This is a genomic window from Variovorax soli NBRC 106424 (assembly GCF_001591385.1).
GTDB lineage: Bacteria > Pseudomonadota > Gammaproteobacteria > Burkholderiales > Burkholderiaceae_C > Variovorax > Variovorax soli.
The window spans coordinates 1-16,285 of sequence record NZ_BCUU01000001.1 but is presented as its reverse complement, the minus strand read 5'-3'; the positions used below and the strand labels follow the sequence as shown (position 1 = coordinate 16,285).

General features: G+C 68.2%; 19 protein-coding genes. 7 read left to right on the top strand and 12 right to left on the bottom strand.

Annotated elements, in window-relative coordinates; genetic code table 11:
- The first annotated feature begins 9 nt into the window (after positions 1-9).
- The 4 genes from VSO01S_RS00095 to vapC all read left to right on the top strand — a co-directional run bounded on the left by VSO01S_RS00095 (position 10) and on the right by vapC (position 3,438).
- On the top strand, positions 10-1,767 hold the full coding sequence (locus VSO01S_RS00095; protein WP_068639764.1) for an FAD-dependent monooxygenase: 1,758 nt from the start codon (positions 10-12) through the stop codon (positions 1,765-1,767).
- A gap of 30 nt (positions 1,768-1,797) precedes the next feature.
- Positions 1,798-2,736 (top strand): VOC family protein, encoded by a 939-nt coding sequence (locus VSO01S_RS00090; RefSeq protein ID WP_068639763.1) that lies wholly within the window; start codon positions 1,798-1,800, stop codon positions 2,734-2,736.
- Between the two features lie 61 nt (positions 2,737-2,797).
- Complete coding sequence (gene vapB, locus VSO01S_RS00085) at positions 2,798-3,031, top strand: type II toxin-antitoxin system VapB family antitoxin (protein ID WP_068639762.1); 234 nt, start codon at positions 2,798-2,800, stop codon at positions 3,029-3,031.
- Complete coding sequence (vapC, locus tag VSO01S_RS00080) at positions 3,031-3,438, top strand: type II toxin-antitoxin system tRNA(fMet)-specific endonuclease VapC (protein ID WP_068639761.1); 408 nt, start codon at positions 3,031-3,033, stop codon at positions 3,436-3,438. The genes vapB and vapC overlap by 1 nt, the downstream gene beginning before the upstream one ends.
- A 22-nt stretch (positions 3,439-3,460) precedes the next feature.
- On the opposite strand, the gene VSO01S_RS00075 is transcribed toward vapC, so the two are convergent.
- Positions 3,461-5,077 (bottom strand): FAD-dependent monooxygenase, encoded by a 1,617-nt coding sequence (locus tag VSO01S_RS00075; protein ID WP_068639760.1) that lies wholly within the window; start codon positions 5,075-5,077, stop codon positions 3,461-3,463.
- Positions 5,078-5,203: 126 nt separating this feature from the next.
- Between VSO01S_RS00075 and VSO01S_RS00070 the strand changes: the two genes are divergently transcribed.
- The gene (locus VSO01S_RS00070) at positions 5,204-6,109 is read left to right on the top strand and encodes a LysR family transcriptional regulator (protein ID WP_068639759.1); all 906 of its coding nucleotides are present in this window, start codon (positions 5,204-5,206) and stop codon (positions 6,107-6,109) included.
- Between the two features lie 46 nt (positions 6,110-6,155).
- Here the strand turns inward: VSO01S_RS00070 and VSO01S_RS00065 are convergent, their stop codons facing one another.
- The 8 genes from VSO01S_RS00065 to VSO01S_RS00030 form a co-directional block, all read right to left on the bottom strand.
- Complete coding sequence (locus tag VSO01S_RS00065) at positions 6,156-7,118, bottom strand: Bug family tripartite tricarboxylate transporter substrate binding protein (RefSeq protein ID WP_068639758.1); 963 nt, start codon at positions 7,116-7,118, stop codon at positions 6,156-6,158.
- 168 nt (positions 7,119-7,286) lie between these two features.
- Positions 7,287-8,081 carry a flagellar biosynthetic protein FliR gene (gene fliR, locus VSO01S_RS00060; protein WP_068639757.1) on the bottom strand — a complete coding sequence of 265 codons (795 nt, stop codon included), beginning with the start codon at positions 8,079-8,081 and terminating at the stop codon, positions 7,287-7,289.
- Positions 8,082-8,101: 20 nt separating this feature from the next.
- Positions 8,102-8,371: a flagellar biosynthesis protein FliQ gene (gene fliQ, locus VSO01S_RS00055; protein WP_068639756.1), complete on the bottom strand. Its 270-nt coding sequence runs from the start codon at positions 8,369-8,371 to the stop codon at positions 8,102-8,104.
- A complete protein-coding gene (gene fliP, locus VSO01S_RS00050) occupies positions 8,368-9,132 on the bottom strand; it encodes a flagellar type III secretion system pore protein FliP (protein WP_068639755.1) in 765 nt (254 codons plus the stop codon). The genes fliQ and fliP overlap by 4 nt, the downstream gene beginning before the upstream one ends.
- The gene (gene fliO, locus VSO01S_RS00045) at positions 9,129-9,632 is read right to left on the bottom strand and encodes a flagellar biosynthetic protein FliO (RefSeq protein WP_068639754.1); all 504 of its coding nucleotides are present in this window, start codon (positions 9,630-9,632) and stop codon (positions 9,129-9,131) included. The genes fliP and fliO overlap by 4 nt, the downstream gene beginning before the upstream one ends.
- Positions 9,632-10,078, bottom strand: coding sequence for a flagellar motor switch protein FliN (gene fliN, locus VSO01S_RS00040; protein ID WP_068639753.1), 447 nt, complete (start codon positions 10,076-10,078; stop codon positions 9,632-9,634). Before fliN ends, fliO begins: the two co-directional genes overlap by 1 nt.
- On the bottom strand, positions 10,071-11,072 hold the full coding sequence (gene fliM / locus VSO01S_RS00035; protein ID WP_068639752.1) for a flagellar motor switch protein FliM: 1,002 nt from the start codon (positions 11,070-11,072) through the stop codon (positions 10,071-10,073). The genes fliN and fliM overlap by 8 nt, the downstream gene beginning before the upstream one ends.
- A 22-nt stretch (positions 11,073-11,094) precedes the next feature.
- Positions 11,095-11,589: a flagellar basal body-associated FliL family protein gene (locus tag VSO01S_RS00030; protein WP_068639751.1), complete on the bottom strand. Its 495-nt coding sequence runs from the start codon at positions 11,587-11,589 to the stop codon at positions 11,095-11,097.
- Positions 11,590-11,802: 213 nt separating this feature from the next.
- On the opposite strand from VSO01S_RS00030, the gene VSO01S_RS00025 reads away from it, so the two are divergent.
- Positions 11,803-12,090, top strand: coding sequence for a helix-turn-helix domain-containing protein (locus VSO01S_RS00025; RefSeq protein WP_084241595.1), 288 nt, complete (start codon positions 11,803-11,805; stop codon positions 12,088-12,090).
- Complete coding sequence (locus tag VSO01S_RS00020; RefSeq protein WP_068639749.1) at positions 12,090-13,433, top strand: type II toxin-antitoxin system HipA family toxin; 1,344 nt, start codon at positions 12,090-12,092, stop codon at positions 13,431-13,433. Before VSO01S_RS00025 ends, VSO01S_RS00020 begins: the two co-directional genes overlap by 1 nt.
- Before the next feature lie 2 nt (positions 13,434-13,435).
- Here the strand turns inward: VSO01S_RS00020 and VSO01S_RS28130 are convergent, their stop codons facing one another.
- The 3 genes from VSO01S_RS28130 to VSO01S_RS00005 form a co-directional block, all read right to left on the bottom strand.
- A complete protein-coding gene (locus tag VSO01S_RS28130) occupies positions 13,436-14,752 on the bottom strand; it encodes a flagellar hook-length control protein FliK (protein WP_068639748.1) in 1,317 nt (438 codons plus the stop codon).
- Between the two features lie 20 nt (positions 14,753-14,772).
- Complete coding sequence (gene fliJ, locus VSO01S_RS00010; protein WP_068639747.1) at positions 14,773-15,228, bottom strand: flagellar export protein FliJ; 456 nt, start codon at positions 15,226-15,228, stop codon at positions 14,773-14,775.
- Positions 15,229-16,285: FliI/YscN family ATPase (locus VSO01S_RS00005; protein WP_068639746.1), on the bottom strand; the 1,057-nt coding region annotated here is incomplete at its 5' end.

Sequence of the window (16,285 nt, the reverse complement as noted above, 5' to 3'; positions counted from 1 at the left end):
GAGCCTGCCATGCGCAAGATCGAAACCGATGTGTTTGTCGTCGGCGCCGGCCCGGCCGGCCTGTCCGCCACCGCCCAGCTGGCCACCCTCGGGGTGAAGACGCTGGCCATCACGCGCTACCCCGGCACGGCCAACTCGCCGCGTGCGCACATCACCAACCAGCGCACCATGGAGGTGTTTCGCGACCTGGGCATCGAAGAGCGCGTGATGCAGGCGGCCACCCCCAACCACCTGATGAGCAACAACATCTGGGCCACCAGCTTCGCCGGCACCGAGATCGCACGCCTGCAGACCTGGGGCAGCGGGCCGCAGCGGCGCATGGACTACGAGCTGGCGAGCCCCGCGAGCATGTGCAACATCCCGCAGCACCTGATGGAGCCGATCCTGCTGGACACGGCGCGCGAACGCGGCGCCGAATTCCTCTTCAACACCGGGCTGGTCGCCATGCGGCAGGACGCTGACGCGGTGCACTCGACCTGCCGCGACAGGCTCACCGGCGAGGCGTTCGAGGTCGTCTCGCGCTACGCCATCGGCGCCGACGGCGACAACAGCGTGGTGGTCAAGGAGATCGGCTTTCCCACCGAGGGGCAGATGGGCCTGGGCGCGGCGGTGAATGTGTGGCTGGAAGCCGACCTGACCAAGTACACCGCGCACCGCCCCGGCGTGCTGTACTGGATGACGCAGCCGGGCAACAACTACTGGGTGGGCAGCGGCACCTGGATCAGCGTGCGGCCCTGGACCGAGTGGGTGCTGCTGTTCATGTACGACCCCGCGCAGGGCGAGCCCGACCTGAGCGAGGCCGCCGTGATCGAGCGGGCGCGTGCCACCATCGGCGACCCCGACATCGCCATCAAGGTCAAGGCTGTCTCCAAGTGGACCATCAACCAGGTCATGGCGCAGACGATGAACAAGGGGCGCGTGCTCATCGCCGGCAACGCCGCGCACCGCCATCCGCCCGCCAACGGCCTGGGCACCAACACCTGCATCCAGGATGGCTTCAACCTGGCGTGGAAGCTGGCGCTGGTGCTGCAGGGCAAGGCCGGCGAGGCGCTGCTGGACACCTACACGCACGAGCGCCAGCCGGTGGGCCGGCAGGTGGTGGACCGGGCCATGCAGTCGGTGCGCGACATGCTGCCCATCTCCGACGCGCTGGGCTTCGCGCCAGGCCAGAACGAGGCCGAAGGCTGGGCCAACGTGGAAGAGCTCTACGGCGACACCGCGCGCGGGCGCGAACGGCGCGACGCCTTGCGGCAGGCCGTGGCGCTGCAGAACTACCAGTTCAACTGCCACGGCGTGGAGCTGGGGCAGGTGTACCGGTCCGCCGCCGTGGTGCCGGACGGCACGACCCTTCCCGCGCCGACGCGCGACCCGCAGCTCTACCACCATGCCACCACCTATCCCGGCGCCAGCCTGCCGCATGCGTGGCTGCAGCGCGGTCTGCAGAAGATCTCGACGCTCGACCTGGTCGGCCGCGGGCGCTTCACGCTGCTGACCGGCGTAGGCGGCAACGCCTGGCGCGACGCGGCGCGCCAGGTGGCGCAGGAGGTGGGCGTGGCCATCGACGTGGTCTCCATCGGCGGCCCGTATTGCGACGCGCAGGACGTCTATGGCCGCTGGCACCAGTTGTGCGACATCGCGGAGAACGGCTGCCTGCTGGTGCGGCCCGACCGCCACATCGCATGGCGCGAGAAGGAACTGGGCGGGCAGGGCGAACCCGTCGCCTGCCTGCGCCGCGCCATGCGGCAGGTGCTGGCCCTGCCGGCCTGAAACCCCTGGCCTACAAGCAAGGAGACGACCATGTCCTGGAATCAACCTGGCGAATCGCGTTTCGGCATCCACTCGATCGACCACTTCGCGCTCGAGGTGCCTTCTCTGTCGCAGGCGAAGGACTTCTTCGGCTGCTTCGGCCTGGAGGTATCCGACACCGGTGCCAACCGATTGGATCTGCGCACCTTCGGCAACCCGCACGTCTGGGGCCGCATCCACGAAGGCGCGAGAAAGCGCCTGGCCTATCTGGGTCTGCACTGCTACGCCAACGAATACGAGGCGCTGGTGGCCCAGATCCGGGCGCACGGCGGCCGGCCGGCGCCTGCCTATGGCGGGGCCGAGCCCGAGGGCTTCTGGTTCCTGGACCCGGACGGCAACCTGCTTCGTTTGAAGGTCGGGCCCAAGACCACGCCCAGCGCCATGACGCCGCCAACGGACAAGGCGCAGCGCGCCGGCCACCGAGGCGTGACGGGCCACGAGGCGGTCCAGACGGTGCGGCCGCGCCGCCTGTCGCATGTACTGCTGTTCAGCTCGGACATCGACCGCTCGATCGCCTTCTATCGCGACGCACTGGGGCTGCGGCTGTCCGACCGCTCGCGCGACATCGTGGCCTTCCTGCACGCGCGGCATGGCTCGGACCATCACCTGGTGGCATTCGCCGCGAGCAGTGCGTCCGGCTGGCACCACAGTTCGTGGGACGTGGCCGGCATCGACGAAGTCGGCCTGGGCGCCGAGCAGATGCGCAGGGGCGGCTACCTGCAGGGCTGGGGCACCGCGCGCCATGTGCTCGGGTCCAACTACTTCCACTACGTGCGCGACCCCTGGGGCTCGTTCGCCGAATATTCGGCCGACATGGATTTCGTGCCGGCCGGCGCGACCTGGGCGGCGGGCGATCATCCGCCGGAGGATTCGCTGTACCTGTGGGGGCCGGCGGTACCGGACTACTTCATCCAGAACAGCGAAGCCTGAGCCTTGACGGGTTCGCGGTGCAATATACAATTGCCATATACCCTTTCGCAAGGAGATCGGCATGTCCATCGGAACCGTGTTCGTCAACAACCGCACCCAGGCCGTGCGCCTTCCCTTGGACGTGCGCCTGCCTGAGGGCATCCGCAAGGTGGAAGTACGCATCAGGGGCAACGAGCGCATCCTCGCGCCTCTGGGCCAAACCTGGGACAGCTTTTTCCTGGACGGCCCCCGTGTCAGCGACGACTTCCTACCTGAGCGCGCCAATCAGCATCAGTCGGAGCGGGAATCGCTCTGATGCTGCGCTACCTGCTGGACACCAACATCGTCATCTACGTGTTGAAGCGGCGCCCCGTCGAGGTGCTGGCGACCTTCAATGCGAACGCAAGCCGCATGGCAATCTCCTCCATCACCCTGGCCGAACTCATGCATGGCGCGGAGAAAAGCAGCCGCGTGGGCGAGAACCTTTCCGTGATCGAGGACTTTTGCAGTCGCTTGATTGTTTTGCCCTACGGCGCCAAGGCCGCCCAGCACTATGGGGCCATCCGTGCTGCCCTGGAAAAGATCGGCCAACCCATTGGAGTGAATGACCTGCATATTGCGGGCCACGCACGCAGCGAAGGCCTGGTGCTGGTGACGAACAACATGGCCGAATTCGAGCGAGTGCCTGCGCTCGAAGTGGAGAACTGGGTGCGTGCGCGCTGACCATCACAGTGATTGCTGCCGGCTACACCCGGCCGCTGGCGACCCTCAGGATCTGCGCCGGCGGCACTGCGTCCACGTCGTTCGCGTCAGTCCAGGCGACGAACTGATCCGGACGCACGAGAACCAGGCCCGCCGCATATCGGGCGCATTCGCCTTCGCGTGAGGCCTCGATCACCGTCAGCGGCAGCGACAGGCTGCGTGCCGCCTCGACGAAGCGTGCGACGCGGTCCGGATCGGCGCCCATGGCCAGCAACGTGAAGCCCGGTCCCAGTCGATCGTAGACATTGCCGCCGGACGTCAACGCCGCTGGCGCCAGGTGGTGCCCGGGACGGGCGTCGAAGCTGTGCCGGCCGACGGCGCTGCCCCCGGGGCCCTGCGTCCCGGCGACGACTGGCGAACCCTCGTAATGCGGCTCGAAGGACTGCACTTCACCCACCGCCCCTTCGCTGCGCGCGCGCCAGGCTTTTTCAAACGCTGCGCGGTCGCGCGCCGGGTCGTGCGCATGCAGGAAGGCACGGTCGACCTCGATCGAGCGCGCGATGAAGTCACTCGCCGTGGAAGCGAACACGGGCCGGCGCTCGCGATCGTATGAATCGAGCAGGGCGTCGCCGCCCCAGCCCTGCAGCGCCGCCGCCAGCTTCCAGCCCAGGTTGCGGGCGTCCTCGAAGCCGGTGTTCACGCCATACCCGCCGTAGGGCGGATGGCTGTGGGCGGCATCTCCGGCGATGAACACGCGGCCGGCGCGGTAGCGGTCGGCGATGGCGAAGCGCAGGTCCCAGAAGCCGATGTGCTCGAACGCCACGTCGAACTCGGCGCCCACGGCTTCATGCAGATAGCGCGCGAAGTCGAAGTTGTCGCGGGTGGTGCCCGGCGGAACCGGTGCATGGAAGAACCAAGTCTCGCCCAGATCCACGCGGCCGAAGAACTTCCAGTACCCGTTCAGCTCGGGCTGCAGCACGTTGTAGTAGGACTTGCCGGGGTAGCGCGCCAGCAGCTCGTGCAACTGGCGGGAGCGGAACACCACCAGCGCCATCAGGCGGTCATGGTCGGACAGCGTTTGCGTGATGCCGGCCTGCTCACGCACGGTGGAGCGGCTGCCGTCGCAGCCGACCAGGTAGTCGGCGCGCAGCGTGCGGCGCCCGCTGCCCTCGCGTTCACTGATTTGCACTTCGACCCCATCGGCCGAGGACGTCACCGTGTCCGCCTTCCAGCCATACAGGGTTTGCACGCTGGGCAGCTCGGCCGCGCGGCGGCGCAACACGGCTTCGGTCGCGTACTGCGGCAGGCGCTCGTTGGACTGGAAGTAGTAGGGGCGCACCAGGTCGCGCTGCAGCCAGTCGTAGTGGTAGTCGCCAAGCAGCGTGCCGTGGGCCGTGAGGCCCCCGATGCCGTACTCCGGCGGGATGGTGCGTGCCGCACGCAGCGCCGGCTCGGCGCCCCAGAAGTGGAAATGCTCCATGGTGCGCTGGGTCAGGTTCTGGCCCTTCGGAATCGGTTGGGGCGTCGCGTAGCGCTCGACCACCGTGCAGCGGATGCCGCGCTGCCCGAGATCGATCGCCAGCCCCATTCCGACCGGCCCCCCGCCGACGATGAGTACCTGCGTCTGCGCGCTGTCGATTCCTGCCTTCTTGTCTGTCATGTCCCGAGACCTGTCCACTGTTTGTTGCGGGTGCACGGCCGGGCGGCCGCTTGTCCAGCCGACATTGGACGCGGCATGCAGGAATTAGACAAGTTTAGATGTGACATGGACTCATAAAATGCTCATATGAACCTTTCCATGCGCCAGATCCGTGCCTTCCTCTACGTCGCCCGCGCGGGCAGCTTCACGCGCGCGGCCGAGCGAGCCCACATGACGCAGGCCGGGCTCAGCATCCTGGTGCGCGAGCTCGAGCGCCAGCTCGGCGCGCGCCTGTTCGACCGCACCACGCGCGCGGTCCAGCTCACGGACGCGGGGCGGCGGTTCGCATTAGTGGCGGAGTCGGTACTTCAGCAACTCGACGACGCCACGGCCGAGGTCGATGCGCTGGGTCGCTCCGCACGCCAGCAGTTGCGCATTGCGGCCACGCCCCTGGTGTCTTCGCATCTGCTGCCGCAACTGCTGTCGAAGTTCCGCACGGACCATCCGGATGTGCGCATCCAGCTGCTCGACAGCGATCTGCCAGGCGTGCAGGACATGGTGGAGTCCGGCGAAGCCGATCTTGGACTGGGCTTCTTCTTCAAGGTCGGCACGGGACTGGTGCGCCGCCACGTGGCCGACTTCGTGCTGATGAAGGTCTCGCCCGCACCGGCACAACCAAAAGGTCTCGGCCGCGCGGGCTGGGCGTCATTGAGTGGCAGGCCGCTGATCACACTGCCTTCGGACAACCCGATTCAAAGGGCCATCGACACGCACATGCACAAGATCGGTGTTGCAGCGGACCACGATGCCAGCCTGGCCGTCAGCTTTCTTGCCACGCAGATCTCCATGGTCGAGGCCGGCTTTGGCCATGCGGTGATGCCGACCTTTGCCGTGGCCGCCTGCAAGCGCCACCATGTGCGCATCGACACGCTGGTGAACCCGCAGGTGAAGCTGGGCTTCTATCGCGTGTCTCGTCGCGGCGCGGCCGAAACGGAGGCCATGAAGGCCTTCGATGCGGCCATCGCGCAGCACCTGCCGTCGATGTCCGTGTGAACGCTGTCGGCGCGCGCGGCGCCGTCCACAGCGCTGCCGAGAGCGATCATTCGGCGGTGATGTTGCCGCGGCGCACGACCTCGGCCCATCGGGCGGCGTCCTTTTTGATCAGCGCACCGAACTCGTCCGGTGTCGCGGTGGCAGGCACCATGCCTTGCGATTCGAAGGCCTTGGCGACCTCCGGCTGCTTCAGCACAGCCGCGATCTCGCGGTTGAGCCGCCGGACCACGTCGGGCGAGGTGCCCTTGGGTGCCAGCACGCCGTACCACATGTCGACGTTGTCGACCTTGGCTCCCGCTTCGGCCAGCGTTGGCACGTCTGGCAGCTGAGGCAGGCGCCGCGGGCTGCCGGTTGCCAGCGCGCGCAGCTTGCCAGCCTGGATGTGCTGAAGCGCGACATGCACTGGCAGGAACATGAAGTCGATGCGGCCGCCCAGCAGATCGGTCACCGCACCGGCCGTGCCTTTGTACGGCACATGGAGCAGGTCGATGCCGCTGCTTTGTGCCAGCAGGGCCATGGACATGTGGTGCGGCGTGCCGACGCCGGGCGTCGCATACGTCAGCTTGCCCGGAGCGGCCTTCGCTTCAGCCACCATGTCGGCGAGCGTTTTCGCCTTTTGCACGGTGGGATTGGTCACCAGCAGAAGGCTGCCCCAGGAAGTGAGCGCGACCGGCGTGAAGTCGGCCACCGGGTCATAGGCCAGCGACTTGTACAGGCTCTTGTTCATGACCAGCGTGTTGACCTGCACCATCAGGGTGTAGCCATCGGGCTTGGCGCGCGCTACCCGCTCGCTGCCGATGTTGCCGCTGGCTCCGGGTACGTTGTCCACGATCACAGGTTGTCCCAGCGTCCTGGGCAATTGCGCCGACAGTTGGCGCGCGATCAGGTCGATGCCCGTGCCGGGCGTGTAAGGGACAACGAGGGTGAGCGGCTGATCGGGCCAGGCGTGGGCCTGGCTGGCCAACAACACGGTGGCGCTGAGAAGGAAAGAACGAAATGGCCGGCGCATGCGATGTGTCTCCTGATGTCCTGCTGGTGGCGGTGAGACGTCGCTCGACGGGCGGCACCCGCAACCATTTGCTCGCATTAGGCCTCGGCACCGGTCATATTACAAATTTAGGTGCCACATGATTTCATGTGGATTTCACATGAATAACGAAACCCGCGGGGGTCCTGGCTAGCGTAACGCGCCCACGAAATCCGCCACTCCCGCCAGCCCCGCGGCAAAGCGCGGCTCCAGGAACGCCCCCAGCCTGGGCATCAGCAGCTCCAGCATCACGATGCCGGCCAGCAGCGTCAGCGGAAAGCCCACCGCGAAGATGCTGAACTGCGGCGATGCGCGGTTGAGGATGCCCATGGCCAGGTTGAGCGTGAGCAGGGCGGTGACCAGGGGCAGGGCCAGCAGCAGGCCGGTGTTGAACACCTGGGCGCCGGCTTGCGCCAGCACCATCCAGCCCTGGGCCGACAGCGGCGCGTCGGCCACCGGCAGCGTGTGGAAGCTGTCGGCCAGTGCGGCCACCAGCATCAGGTGCCCGTCGGCCGCCAGGAAGAGAAGCATGGCCAGCATGTGCAGGAAGCGCGACACCACCATGGTGCTGCCGCCGCCGCCCATCGGGTCGAAGAAGCTGGCGAACGACAGGCCCATCTGCAGGCTGATGTATTCGCCCGCCGCCTGCACCGCGGCGAACACCAGGCGCATGCAAAAGCCCATGGCGCCGCCGATGAGCACCTGCTGGACCAGAATCCACAGCCCGCCGGCCGAGACCACCGGCGTGCCGGGCATGGGCCCGAGCGTGGGGCCGAGCACCACCGTCAGCAGCACGGCCATGGCCACCTTCACGCGGCGCGGCACGGTGGGCTCGCCGAAGATGGGCGCGGTGCTCACCAGCGCCAGCATGCGCACGAAGGGCCAGAGAAAGGCCGCCATCCAGGCCGCCCACTGCGCCGAGGTGACAGTGAAGACCGGCTGCATCGGTCGTGTCAGGCGGCTTCTCAGCCCACCAGCTGCGGAATGCTGCCGAAGAGCTGGCGCATGTAGTCCAGCATCTGCTCGAGCATCCAGGGGCCGGCGATCACCAGCGTGGCGAACACCGCCAGCAGCTTGGGAATGAAGGACAGCGTGGCCTCGTTGATCTGGGTGGCCGCCTGGAAGATGCTGATGACCAGGCCCACGAGCAGCGCCACCAGCAGGAGCGGCGCGGCCAGCAGCAGGGTGACCTGCATGGCCTGGCTGCCGACGGTCATGACGGATTCGGGCGTCATGCGTAGAAGCTCCCGGCCAGCGCCCCGATCAGCAGCTGCCAGCCGTCGGCCAGCACGAAGAGCATCAGCTTGAAGGGCAGGGCGATGCTGGCGGGCGGCACCATCATCATGCCCATGGACATGAGCACGCTGGCCACCACCAGGTCGATGATGAGAAAGGGAATGAAGATGGTGAAGCCGATCTGGAAGGCTGTCTTCAGTTCGCTGATGACGAAGGACGGCAGCAGGATGCGCAGCGGCACGTCTTCGGGGCCCTGCATCTCCGGCGCCTTGGCCAGGCGGGCGAACAGCGCCAGGTCGGTCTCGCGGGTCTGCTTGAGCATGAAAGTCTTGAAGGGCTCCACGCCGCGCTCCAGCGCCTTCTCGGCGCTGATCTTGTTGGCCGAGAAAGGAACGTAGGCCTCGGTGTAGACCTTGTCGAACACCGGCGCCATCACGAAGAAGGTCAGGAACAGCGACAGCCCCACCAGGATCTGGTTGGGCGGCGACGACTGCGTGCCGATGGCGGTGCGCAGCAGGCCCAGCACGATCAGGATGCGGGTGAAGCTGGTCATGCTCAGCAGCAGTGCCGGCAGGAAGGACAGCGAGGTGAGCAGCAGCAGCGTCTGCACGCTCAGCGACCAGGTCTGGCTGCCGCCGGGGCCCGGCGTGCTGGTCAGGCCGGGCAGGCCCTGCGCCCAGAGGCCGGCGGGCAGCAGCAGCGCGCCCAGCAGCAGGGCACCGGCGCGCAGGCGCCGCCGGGATGGGATGCCGTGCGTCATGACGAGGCGCTGGAGATGCGCGGCTTCACGCCCAGCGACTGGCGCAGCTGCTGCGAAAAGACTTGCCTGAACTGGCCCAGCGGCGTGCCGGGCTCGGTGGTCGTCACGGACGAGCCCGTGCCGGCTTGCGCAGGCAGGGTGTGCAGCGCGTTGATGTGCTGCGGCGTGACGCCCAGCACCAGCCATTGGCCGGCCACCTCGACCACCACCACCCGCTCGCGCTGGCCGACCGATGTGCTGGACACCACCTTCACCACATGGCCGCCGCCGAGCCGCTGCAGCCCGAAGCGCCGGGCCAGCCAGGCGCAGCCCAGGATCAGCGCCAGCACGCAGGCCATGCCCAGCACCGCTTGCAGCATGCCGCCGGCGCCCACAGCGCCTGATGCCGCAGCGGCTGGTGCGGCCGGCACGGTCGGCCGGGTGGCATGCGCCGCCACCGCAGTGCAAAGCCACGCCGCTGCAGTGGCGGGCACGCGGGCCCGCAGGGCCAGTTGCCGCATCACGCGCGGGCCAGCTTCTGCATGCGCTCGGACGGCGTGATGATGTCCGTCAGGCGAATGCCGTACTTGTCGTTGACCACCACCACTTCGCCCTGGGCGATGAGGTAGCCGTTGATGAGCACGTCCAGCGGCTGGCCGGCCAGTCCGTCCAGCTCCACCACCGAGCCTTGCGACAGCTGCAGCAGGTTCTTGATGGTGATGCGGGTGCGGCCGATCTCAGCGGTGAGCTGCACCGGCACGTCCAGCACGCGCGAGATGTCCAGCGCGCCGGCGGCGGATGCCGGTGCCCGGTCCTGCAGCGGCTGGAAGACCTGCGTGCCGGCCGGGGCGGCGGCCACGGGCGCGGCCGGCGCCTGCGTGGCCTGTTCCGCCAGGGTCTGCTCGGCCAGGGCGGCGGCCCAATCGTCCTCGGCCATGGCGTCGGAAGAGGAGGTGTTGTCAGTCATGGTCTTTTTTCGGGTCGCTATCTTGATGGGAGATCATCTGTTCCACGCGCAGGGCGTAGTGCTCGTTGCTCACGCCGTAGCCGCACTCCATCACCGGAATGCCGTCCACCTTGGCCAGCACGGTGGCCGGCAGCTCGATGGGCAGCACGTCGCCCACCTGCAGGCGCAGCACCTCGCCCACGGTGGAGGGCAGCGTGAGGAAGTCGGCCACCAGCTCCACGTCGGCGCTTTGCATCTGCTGCGACATGGTCTTGATCCAGCGCTTGTCCACTTCCACCTGGCCCTGCATGGGGTTGGACAGGAGGTCGCGGATCGGCTCGATCATCGAATAGGGAATGCACACGTGCAGGAAGCCGCCCACCGGGCCGAACTCGATCTGCAGCGTGGTGTTCACCACCACCTCGTTGGGCGCGACGATGTTGGCCAGCTTGCCGTGCATCTCGGCGCGCACGTAGTCGAATTCCAGCGGGTACACCGGCTCCCAGGCTTCGCCGTAGCATCCCAGCGCCAGGTCCAGGAGGCGGCGGATGATGCGCTGCTCGGTGCGGGTGAAGTCGCGGCCCTCCACGCGCACGTGGTAGCGGCCGTCGCTGCCGAAGAGGTTGTCCACCACCAGGAACACCAGCTTCGGGTCGAACACGAACAGCGCCGTGCCGCGCAGCGGCTTGAAGTGCAGCATGTTGATGTTGGCCGGCACCGGCAGGTGCCGCACGAACTCGCCGTACTGCTGGATCTGCACCGGCCCCACCGAGATGTCGGGGCTGCGGCGCATGAAGTTCAGCAGCCCGCCGCGCAGGTGCCGGGCGAAGCGCTCGTTGATGACCTCCAGCGTGTGCATGCGGCTGCGCACCACCCGGTCGGGCGCCCCCAGGTCGTAGGCGGGCAAGCCGTCCTGCGGCGTGGTGGGCAGGCTCGACTGGTCGACCGCGCCGCCGGTGACGCCGCGCAGCAGCGCATCGACTTCGTCCTGCGACAGGACCTGTTCATAGGCCATGGATTGGGTGTCCCGCCTCGCGTTACTGGACCACGAAGGCGTTGAACGACACGCCCACGATGCCTTGCGGCGGCAGCGTGTCGTTCAGCGGGCGGCTGAGTTCGGCCTGGATCTCGGCGGCCAGGCGGGCCTTGTCCTCGGTGGTCTGCAGCGTCTCGGCCGGGCGGTTGGACAGCATCATGAGCGCGCGGCTGCGCAGCTCGGGCATGAACTCCACCACCTGGGCCTTGGCCTTCTCGTCGCGCACCTTGAGCGCCATGCCCACGTGCAGGAAGCGGCCGCGGCCCTCGCCCTGCTGCAGGTTGACGGTGATCGGCTCCAGGGCAACGAAGATCGGCTTTTCCACGGCCTGCCTCGCAGGCGCGGACTCCGGCGCGCTGCCGCCCTGTGCGCGGGTCACGGCGTAGGCGGCCACGGCCAGGGCGCACAGGGTGAGGGAAATCAGTCCTGCGATCAGCAGCTTGGAGGAGCGGGATGCCGGTGCAGGGGGAGTCGCTGTTGTGGGGCTGGTGGCCATGGTCTCGCTTGAATAGGAAGTCGGGCGCTATTCTTCTTGGGCGAGGGCCTATGCGAAGGCCCGATCAAGAGGGAAAAAGAGCGTCAGATCCGGCCATTGCCGGGCACGGATGAAGGTGCTCCTGGTGGGCAAGGCGCTCGCGCTGGTCTTGTTGGAATTGATATTTGCGTCAATAATCAGGCTAAATCGTCAAAGAATTGATGCAAATATCAAATGCAAACGCTTCAAGAGCTCGGTGAAGCCGTTGCCGCTCGCCGCAGGTTGCTCGGACTGAAACAAGCGCAGGTTGCGGCCATGGCGGGTGTCACGCCCGAATCGCTGTCGCGCTTCGAGCGCGGCAGGTCGGCCGAATTCGGCTCACGCAAGCTGTTGGCCGTGCTGGCCGTGCTGGGCGCCGAACTCGACGTTGTCGCGCAAGGCCAGTCGGGCAACCTGGACGAACTGCGGCGCGAACGCGCGCAGTCGTCGGCCGGTGCTTCCTCGGGCGAGGGGCGGCGCTGATGCAGTTGTCTGTCTACGTCCTGGGCCGCGAGGTCGCCACGCTGGAGCAATCCGGAGATTTCAAGAGCGTGCTCGGCTACCACCCGAACGCGTCGCCCGACGATTGCGTCTCGCTCACCATGCCCGTGCGCACCGAGTCCTATACATGGGACGACCAGCTCCCGCCGGTGCTGCAGATGAACCTGCCCGAAGGCTATCTGCTGCAGGTGCTGCAGGAGCAGTTCGGTCCGCATATCGGCGCGAGTCCGATCGCCTTGCTGTCGGTCATCGGCCGCAACATGGTGGGCCGCGTGCAGGTGGCGGCGAAGGGCGCCGAGTTGAACGCGCCGGCCAAGCCGGTGGAGGTGGCCGCGCTGCTGAAGGGAGACAATTCCGAGGCCGCCTTTGCGCAACTGGTGCGCGAGCATGCAACCAGCGGCGTGTCCGGCGTGGTGCCGAAGTTTCTGGATGCCCAGAACGAAAGCGCTGCCGGATCGGGCGCCACGCTGGCCAGGCACCGAAAGGCAAGCCTTGTGACGCGCCGCCACATCATCAAGGGTTCCAGCGCGCAGCTGCCATTCGTGGCCTTGAACCAGCACCTGTGCATGCAGGTGGCCAGCCGGGTCTTGCCGACGGCGCGCACGGAAGTCTCCGACGACGGCCTGGCGCTGGTGGTGCACCGCTTCGACGTCGACGAGCAGGGGCAGCCGCACTGGGGCATGGAAGATTTCTGCAGCCTGCTGGGCCTGCGCCCCGCGGCCAAGTACGACACCACCTGGGAGCGCATTGCCAAGGCTGTGCGCGACCATGTGCCCGGCCCGCAGCGGCTCGAGACCTTCCGCCGGCTCGCCACCATCCTGCTGCTGACCTACGCGCTGCGCAACGCCGATTGCCATGCGAAGAACCTGGCGCTGCTCTATACGAGCCGCGCCGATGCGCACCTTTCCCCGGCCTACGACATGCTGACCACCAGCGTGTATGCCGGCTTTCAGTACAACCCGCCCGGCATCGAGTTCATGGGGAAGAAGACGTGGGCGCCGGGCAAGAACCTTCAGCGCTTCATCGCCGCCACCTTCGGCATCCCGCCCAGGGAGCAGCAGCACATGGTCGAGGCCATCAGCGATGCCGTTTCCGACGTCGGCCTGCAGGTGCGCGACGCCATGCGCGAGCACAAGGCGTTCGTGGATGTGGGCAAACGCATGCTGCTGGCCTGGGCCGAGGGCGTGAACGGCCTGCGCGACCAGCGCGTGTATGCGGTGGGCGAGTGGGGGGCTGGCCGGGCCTTCGAAGGCTTTTCGGCGCCACCGAAGCAGAAGTCTCAGAAGGTCAAGATCGGCCAGTCGCCGTTGCTCGGCCGGCGCTGAGATCAGGCGAAGGTGTCGATGCCGCTGGCGGAGTGGCTTCGGCTGGCGGCAAGCGCCGGCGCGGTGTCGACGGCGGGGCCCGCATTCGGCTGACTGCGCTGGGCAGGCCGCACGGGTGCGTCGAAGCTGCGTTCCTGATTGAACGCCTGCTGCTGTTGCTGCGCGCCCGCGTCGACGGAGGCCTGGCCGAGCTGGATGCCCTGGCCGGCCAGCGTATCGCGCAGCTGCGGCAGCGCGGCTTCCAGCGCGCGCCGCACACTCTCGTGGGCCGAGACGAACAGGGCCTGGGCCTGGTTGTCGCCCAGGGTCAGCGTCACCTTGAGCGGGCCGAGGCCGGCGGGGTTGAGGCTGAGCTCGGCCACGTGGTGGCCGTCCGCGCCCATGCGGATCATCTGCGTGCCGATGTCGGCGCCCCAGCCTTCCGCGCCCACCGGCGTGGGGACGGTGAAGCGGGGCACGGGCTGCGCGGGCGCGGGGGCTGCGGCATTGGCGGCCTCGGCCAGGGCCGCCTTGAAGGTGAAGGCGCCGGGCAGTTGAGTAGGCGCATCGGATGGGGCATCGGATGCGTGATCCGCCTGTGCGGCGTCCCGAGCCGCCGGAAGGGGCAGGGCGGTGATGTCTGCGGCGGGCTTCGCCGCGGTGGCCGGGCCGGCAGGCGATGCGGTGGCCGCGTTCGATGCGGCTGCGGCATCGGTGCCGGGTACTTGCGCAGGTGCCGTGGCGGAGACAGTGGGCGTGGGCAGCTTCGCGTCGGAGGCCGGCAGCGCATCTGCCTTCGCTTTCGCACTCCTGGCGTCCTTGCCGTCCTGTTCGGCCGCATTCGCTTGCGCCGCCTGCGTTGCTGCCGTGTCGGCCGCGGTTGAGGCTCTCGCGGGCGCGCGTGCATCGCCTGCGCTTGCCGAGGCCTGGCTGCTTGCAAGCGCTTCGTCGGCCATGCCCGCGACTGCGCCCTCCGCAAGGGATCGTGCACCGGCCTCGCCGCCCTGTGCCGCCGCACGCTGCTGCTGCAGGGACTGCGCGCTGAAAGCCGGCGTCAGCATCGCCATGGCCAGCAGTTCGGCGGGCGATGCTTCCTCGCGTTGCGTGGCCGAGGCCGGCCCGCGGCGGCGAGCCGGGTGCGCATCCGATGCGGATTCGGCCTTGTCGTCTGCCTGGCGCGTGCGCGCATCGCGCGAGCGGGCCAGCGCCGCGCCGAAGCCTCCTTCGGCATCGGTGGGCGACTGGGCATCGCGCCCGCGCGCCGAAGACGAGGCAGCGGCCGATGCGTTCGACGACGACGCGGCCGGCGCCGAGGGAATCGAGAGAACCAGAGAACTCATGGGTCGAGGTACCTTGCTTGTCAGGAGGCCGACGCCGCGCGCCGCACGAAGAACTGGCGGGCGGCCCGCTCGTCGCTGTCGCGCTGCTCGCGCCTGGCCTGCACCTGCTCGGCCTGGCGCTGTGCGCGCTCGGCCAGGGTGTCGAAGGAATTGAGGCGGCGCTTGTTCTGGCGCCATTCGCTGCGTCCATGCTCCAGGCGCAGCGCGGCCTGCTGCGCGGCGGCGCGCTGCTGCGAGATGGCGCCGTCCAGCGTGGCCAGGAAGTCCTGGTAGTTGAGCCACTGCGAGTTGGACACGCCCTGCTGCATGAGCTTTTGCAGCTGCGCGTGGTAGTCGTGCCGGTATTGGGTCAGCACGTCGAGCTTCTGCCTGGCGTCCAGCTGGGCGCTTTGCAGGGCGCCCAGGCGGCGCGCGGCATCGTCGGTCTTGCCGCGCGCCAGCTCGATGAGGGTGTCCAGCGGAAGTTTCTGCGGCATTTAGGCTCCTTGGGGTTCGAAGATGCGTTGCATGTGGGCGACCGAGTCGCCATAGCCGCTGCGCTCGTGCATGCCCTGCTGCAGGTAGGCTTCCATGCGCGGGTACAGGGCGATGGCCTGGTCCAGCTGCAGGTCGTGGCCCGCGGCATACGCGCCCACGCTGATCAGGTCGCGGTTGCGCTGGTAGCGCGAGAGCATCTGCTTGAACTTGCGCACCGAGTCGAACTGCGCGGGTGTGATCAGCGAGGTCATGGCCCGGCTGATCGAAGCCTCGATGTCGATGGCGGGGTAGTGCCCGGCCTCGGCCAGGCTGCGCGAGAGCACCACATGCCCGTCCAGGATGGCGCGCGCCGAATCGGCGATCGGGTCCTGCTGGTCGTCGCCTTCGGACAGCACGGTGTAGAAGGCCGTGATCGAGCCGCCGCGCCCGTTCTCGCCCGGGGCGCCGTTGCCGGCCCGTTCCACCAGCGCGGGCAGCTTGGCGAACACCGAGGGCGGATAGCCCTTGGTGGCCGGCGGCTCGCCCACGGCCAGCGCGATCTCGCGCTGCGCCATGGCGTAGCGGGTGAGCGAATCCATGATGAGCAGCACGTCCTTGCCCTGGTCGCGGAAGTACTCCGCCAGGCAGGTGGCATAGGCGGCGCCCTGCAGCCGCATCAGCGGCGAGTTGTCGGCCGGGGCCGCCACCACCACCGAGCGCGCCAGGCCTTCCTCGCCCAGCGTGTGGTCGATGAACTCCTTCACTTCGCGCCCGCGCTCGCCGATCAGGCCCACCACGATGATCTCGGCGCTGGTGTAGCGGGCCATCATGCCCAGCAGCACGCTCTTGCCCACGCCGGAGCCGGCGAACAGGCCCATGCGCTGGCCGCGGCCCACGGTGAGCATGCCGTTGATGGCGCGCACGCCCACGTCCAGCACCGAGTCGATGGGGGCGCGCTGCAGCGGGTTGATGGGCGCGGCCGACAGGGTCACTTCCCGGTCGGCCACGATGGGCCCGCGCCCGTCCAGCGGGCGGCCGGCCGCATCGACCACGCGCCCGAGCATGGCCTGGCCCACC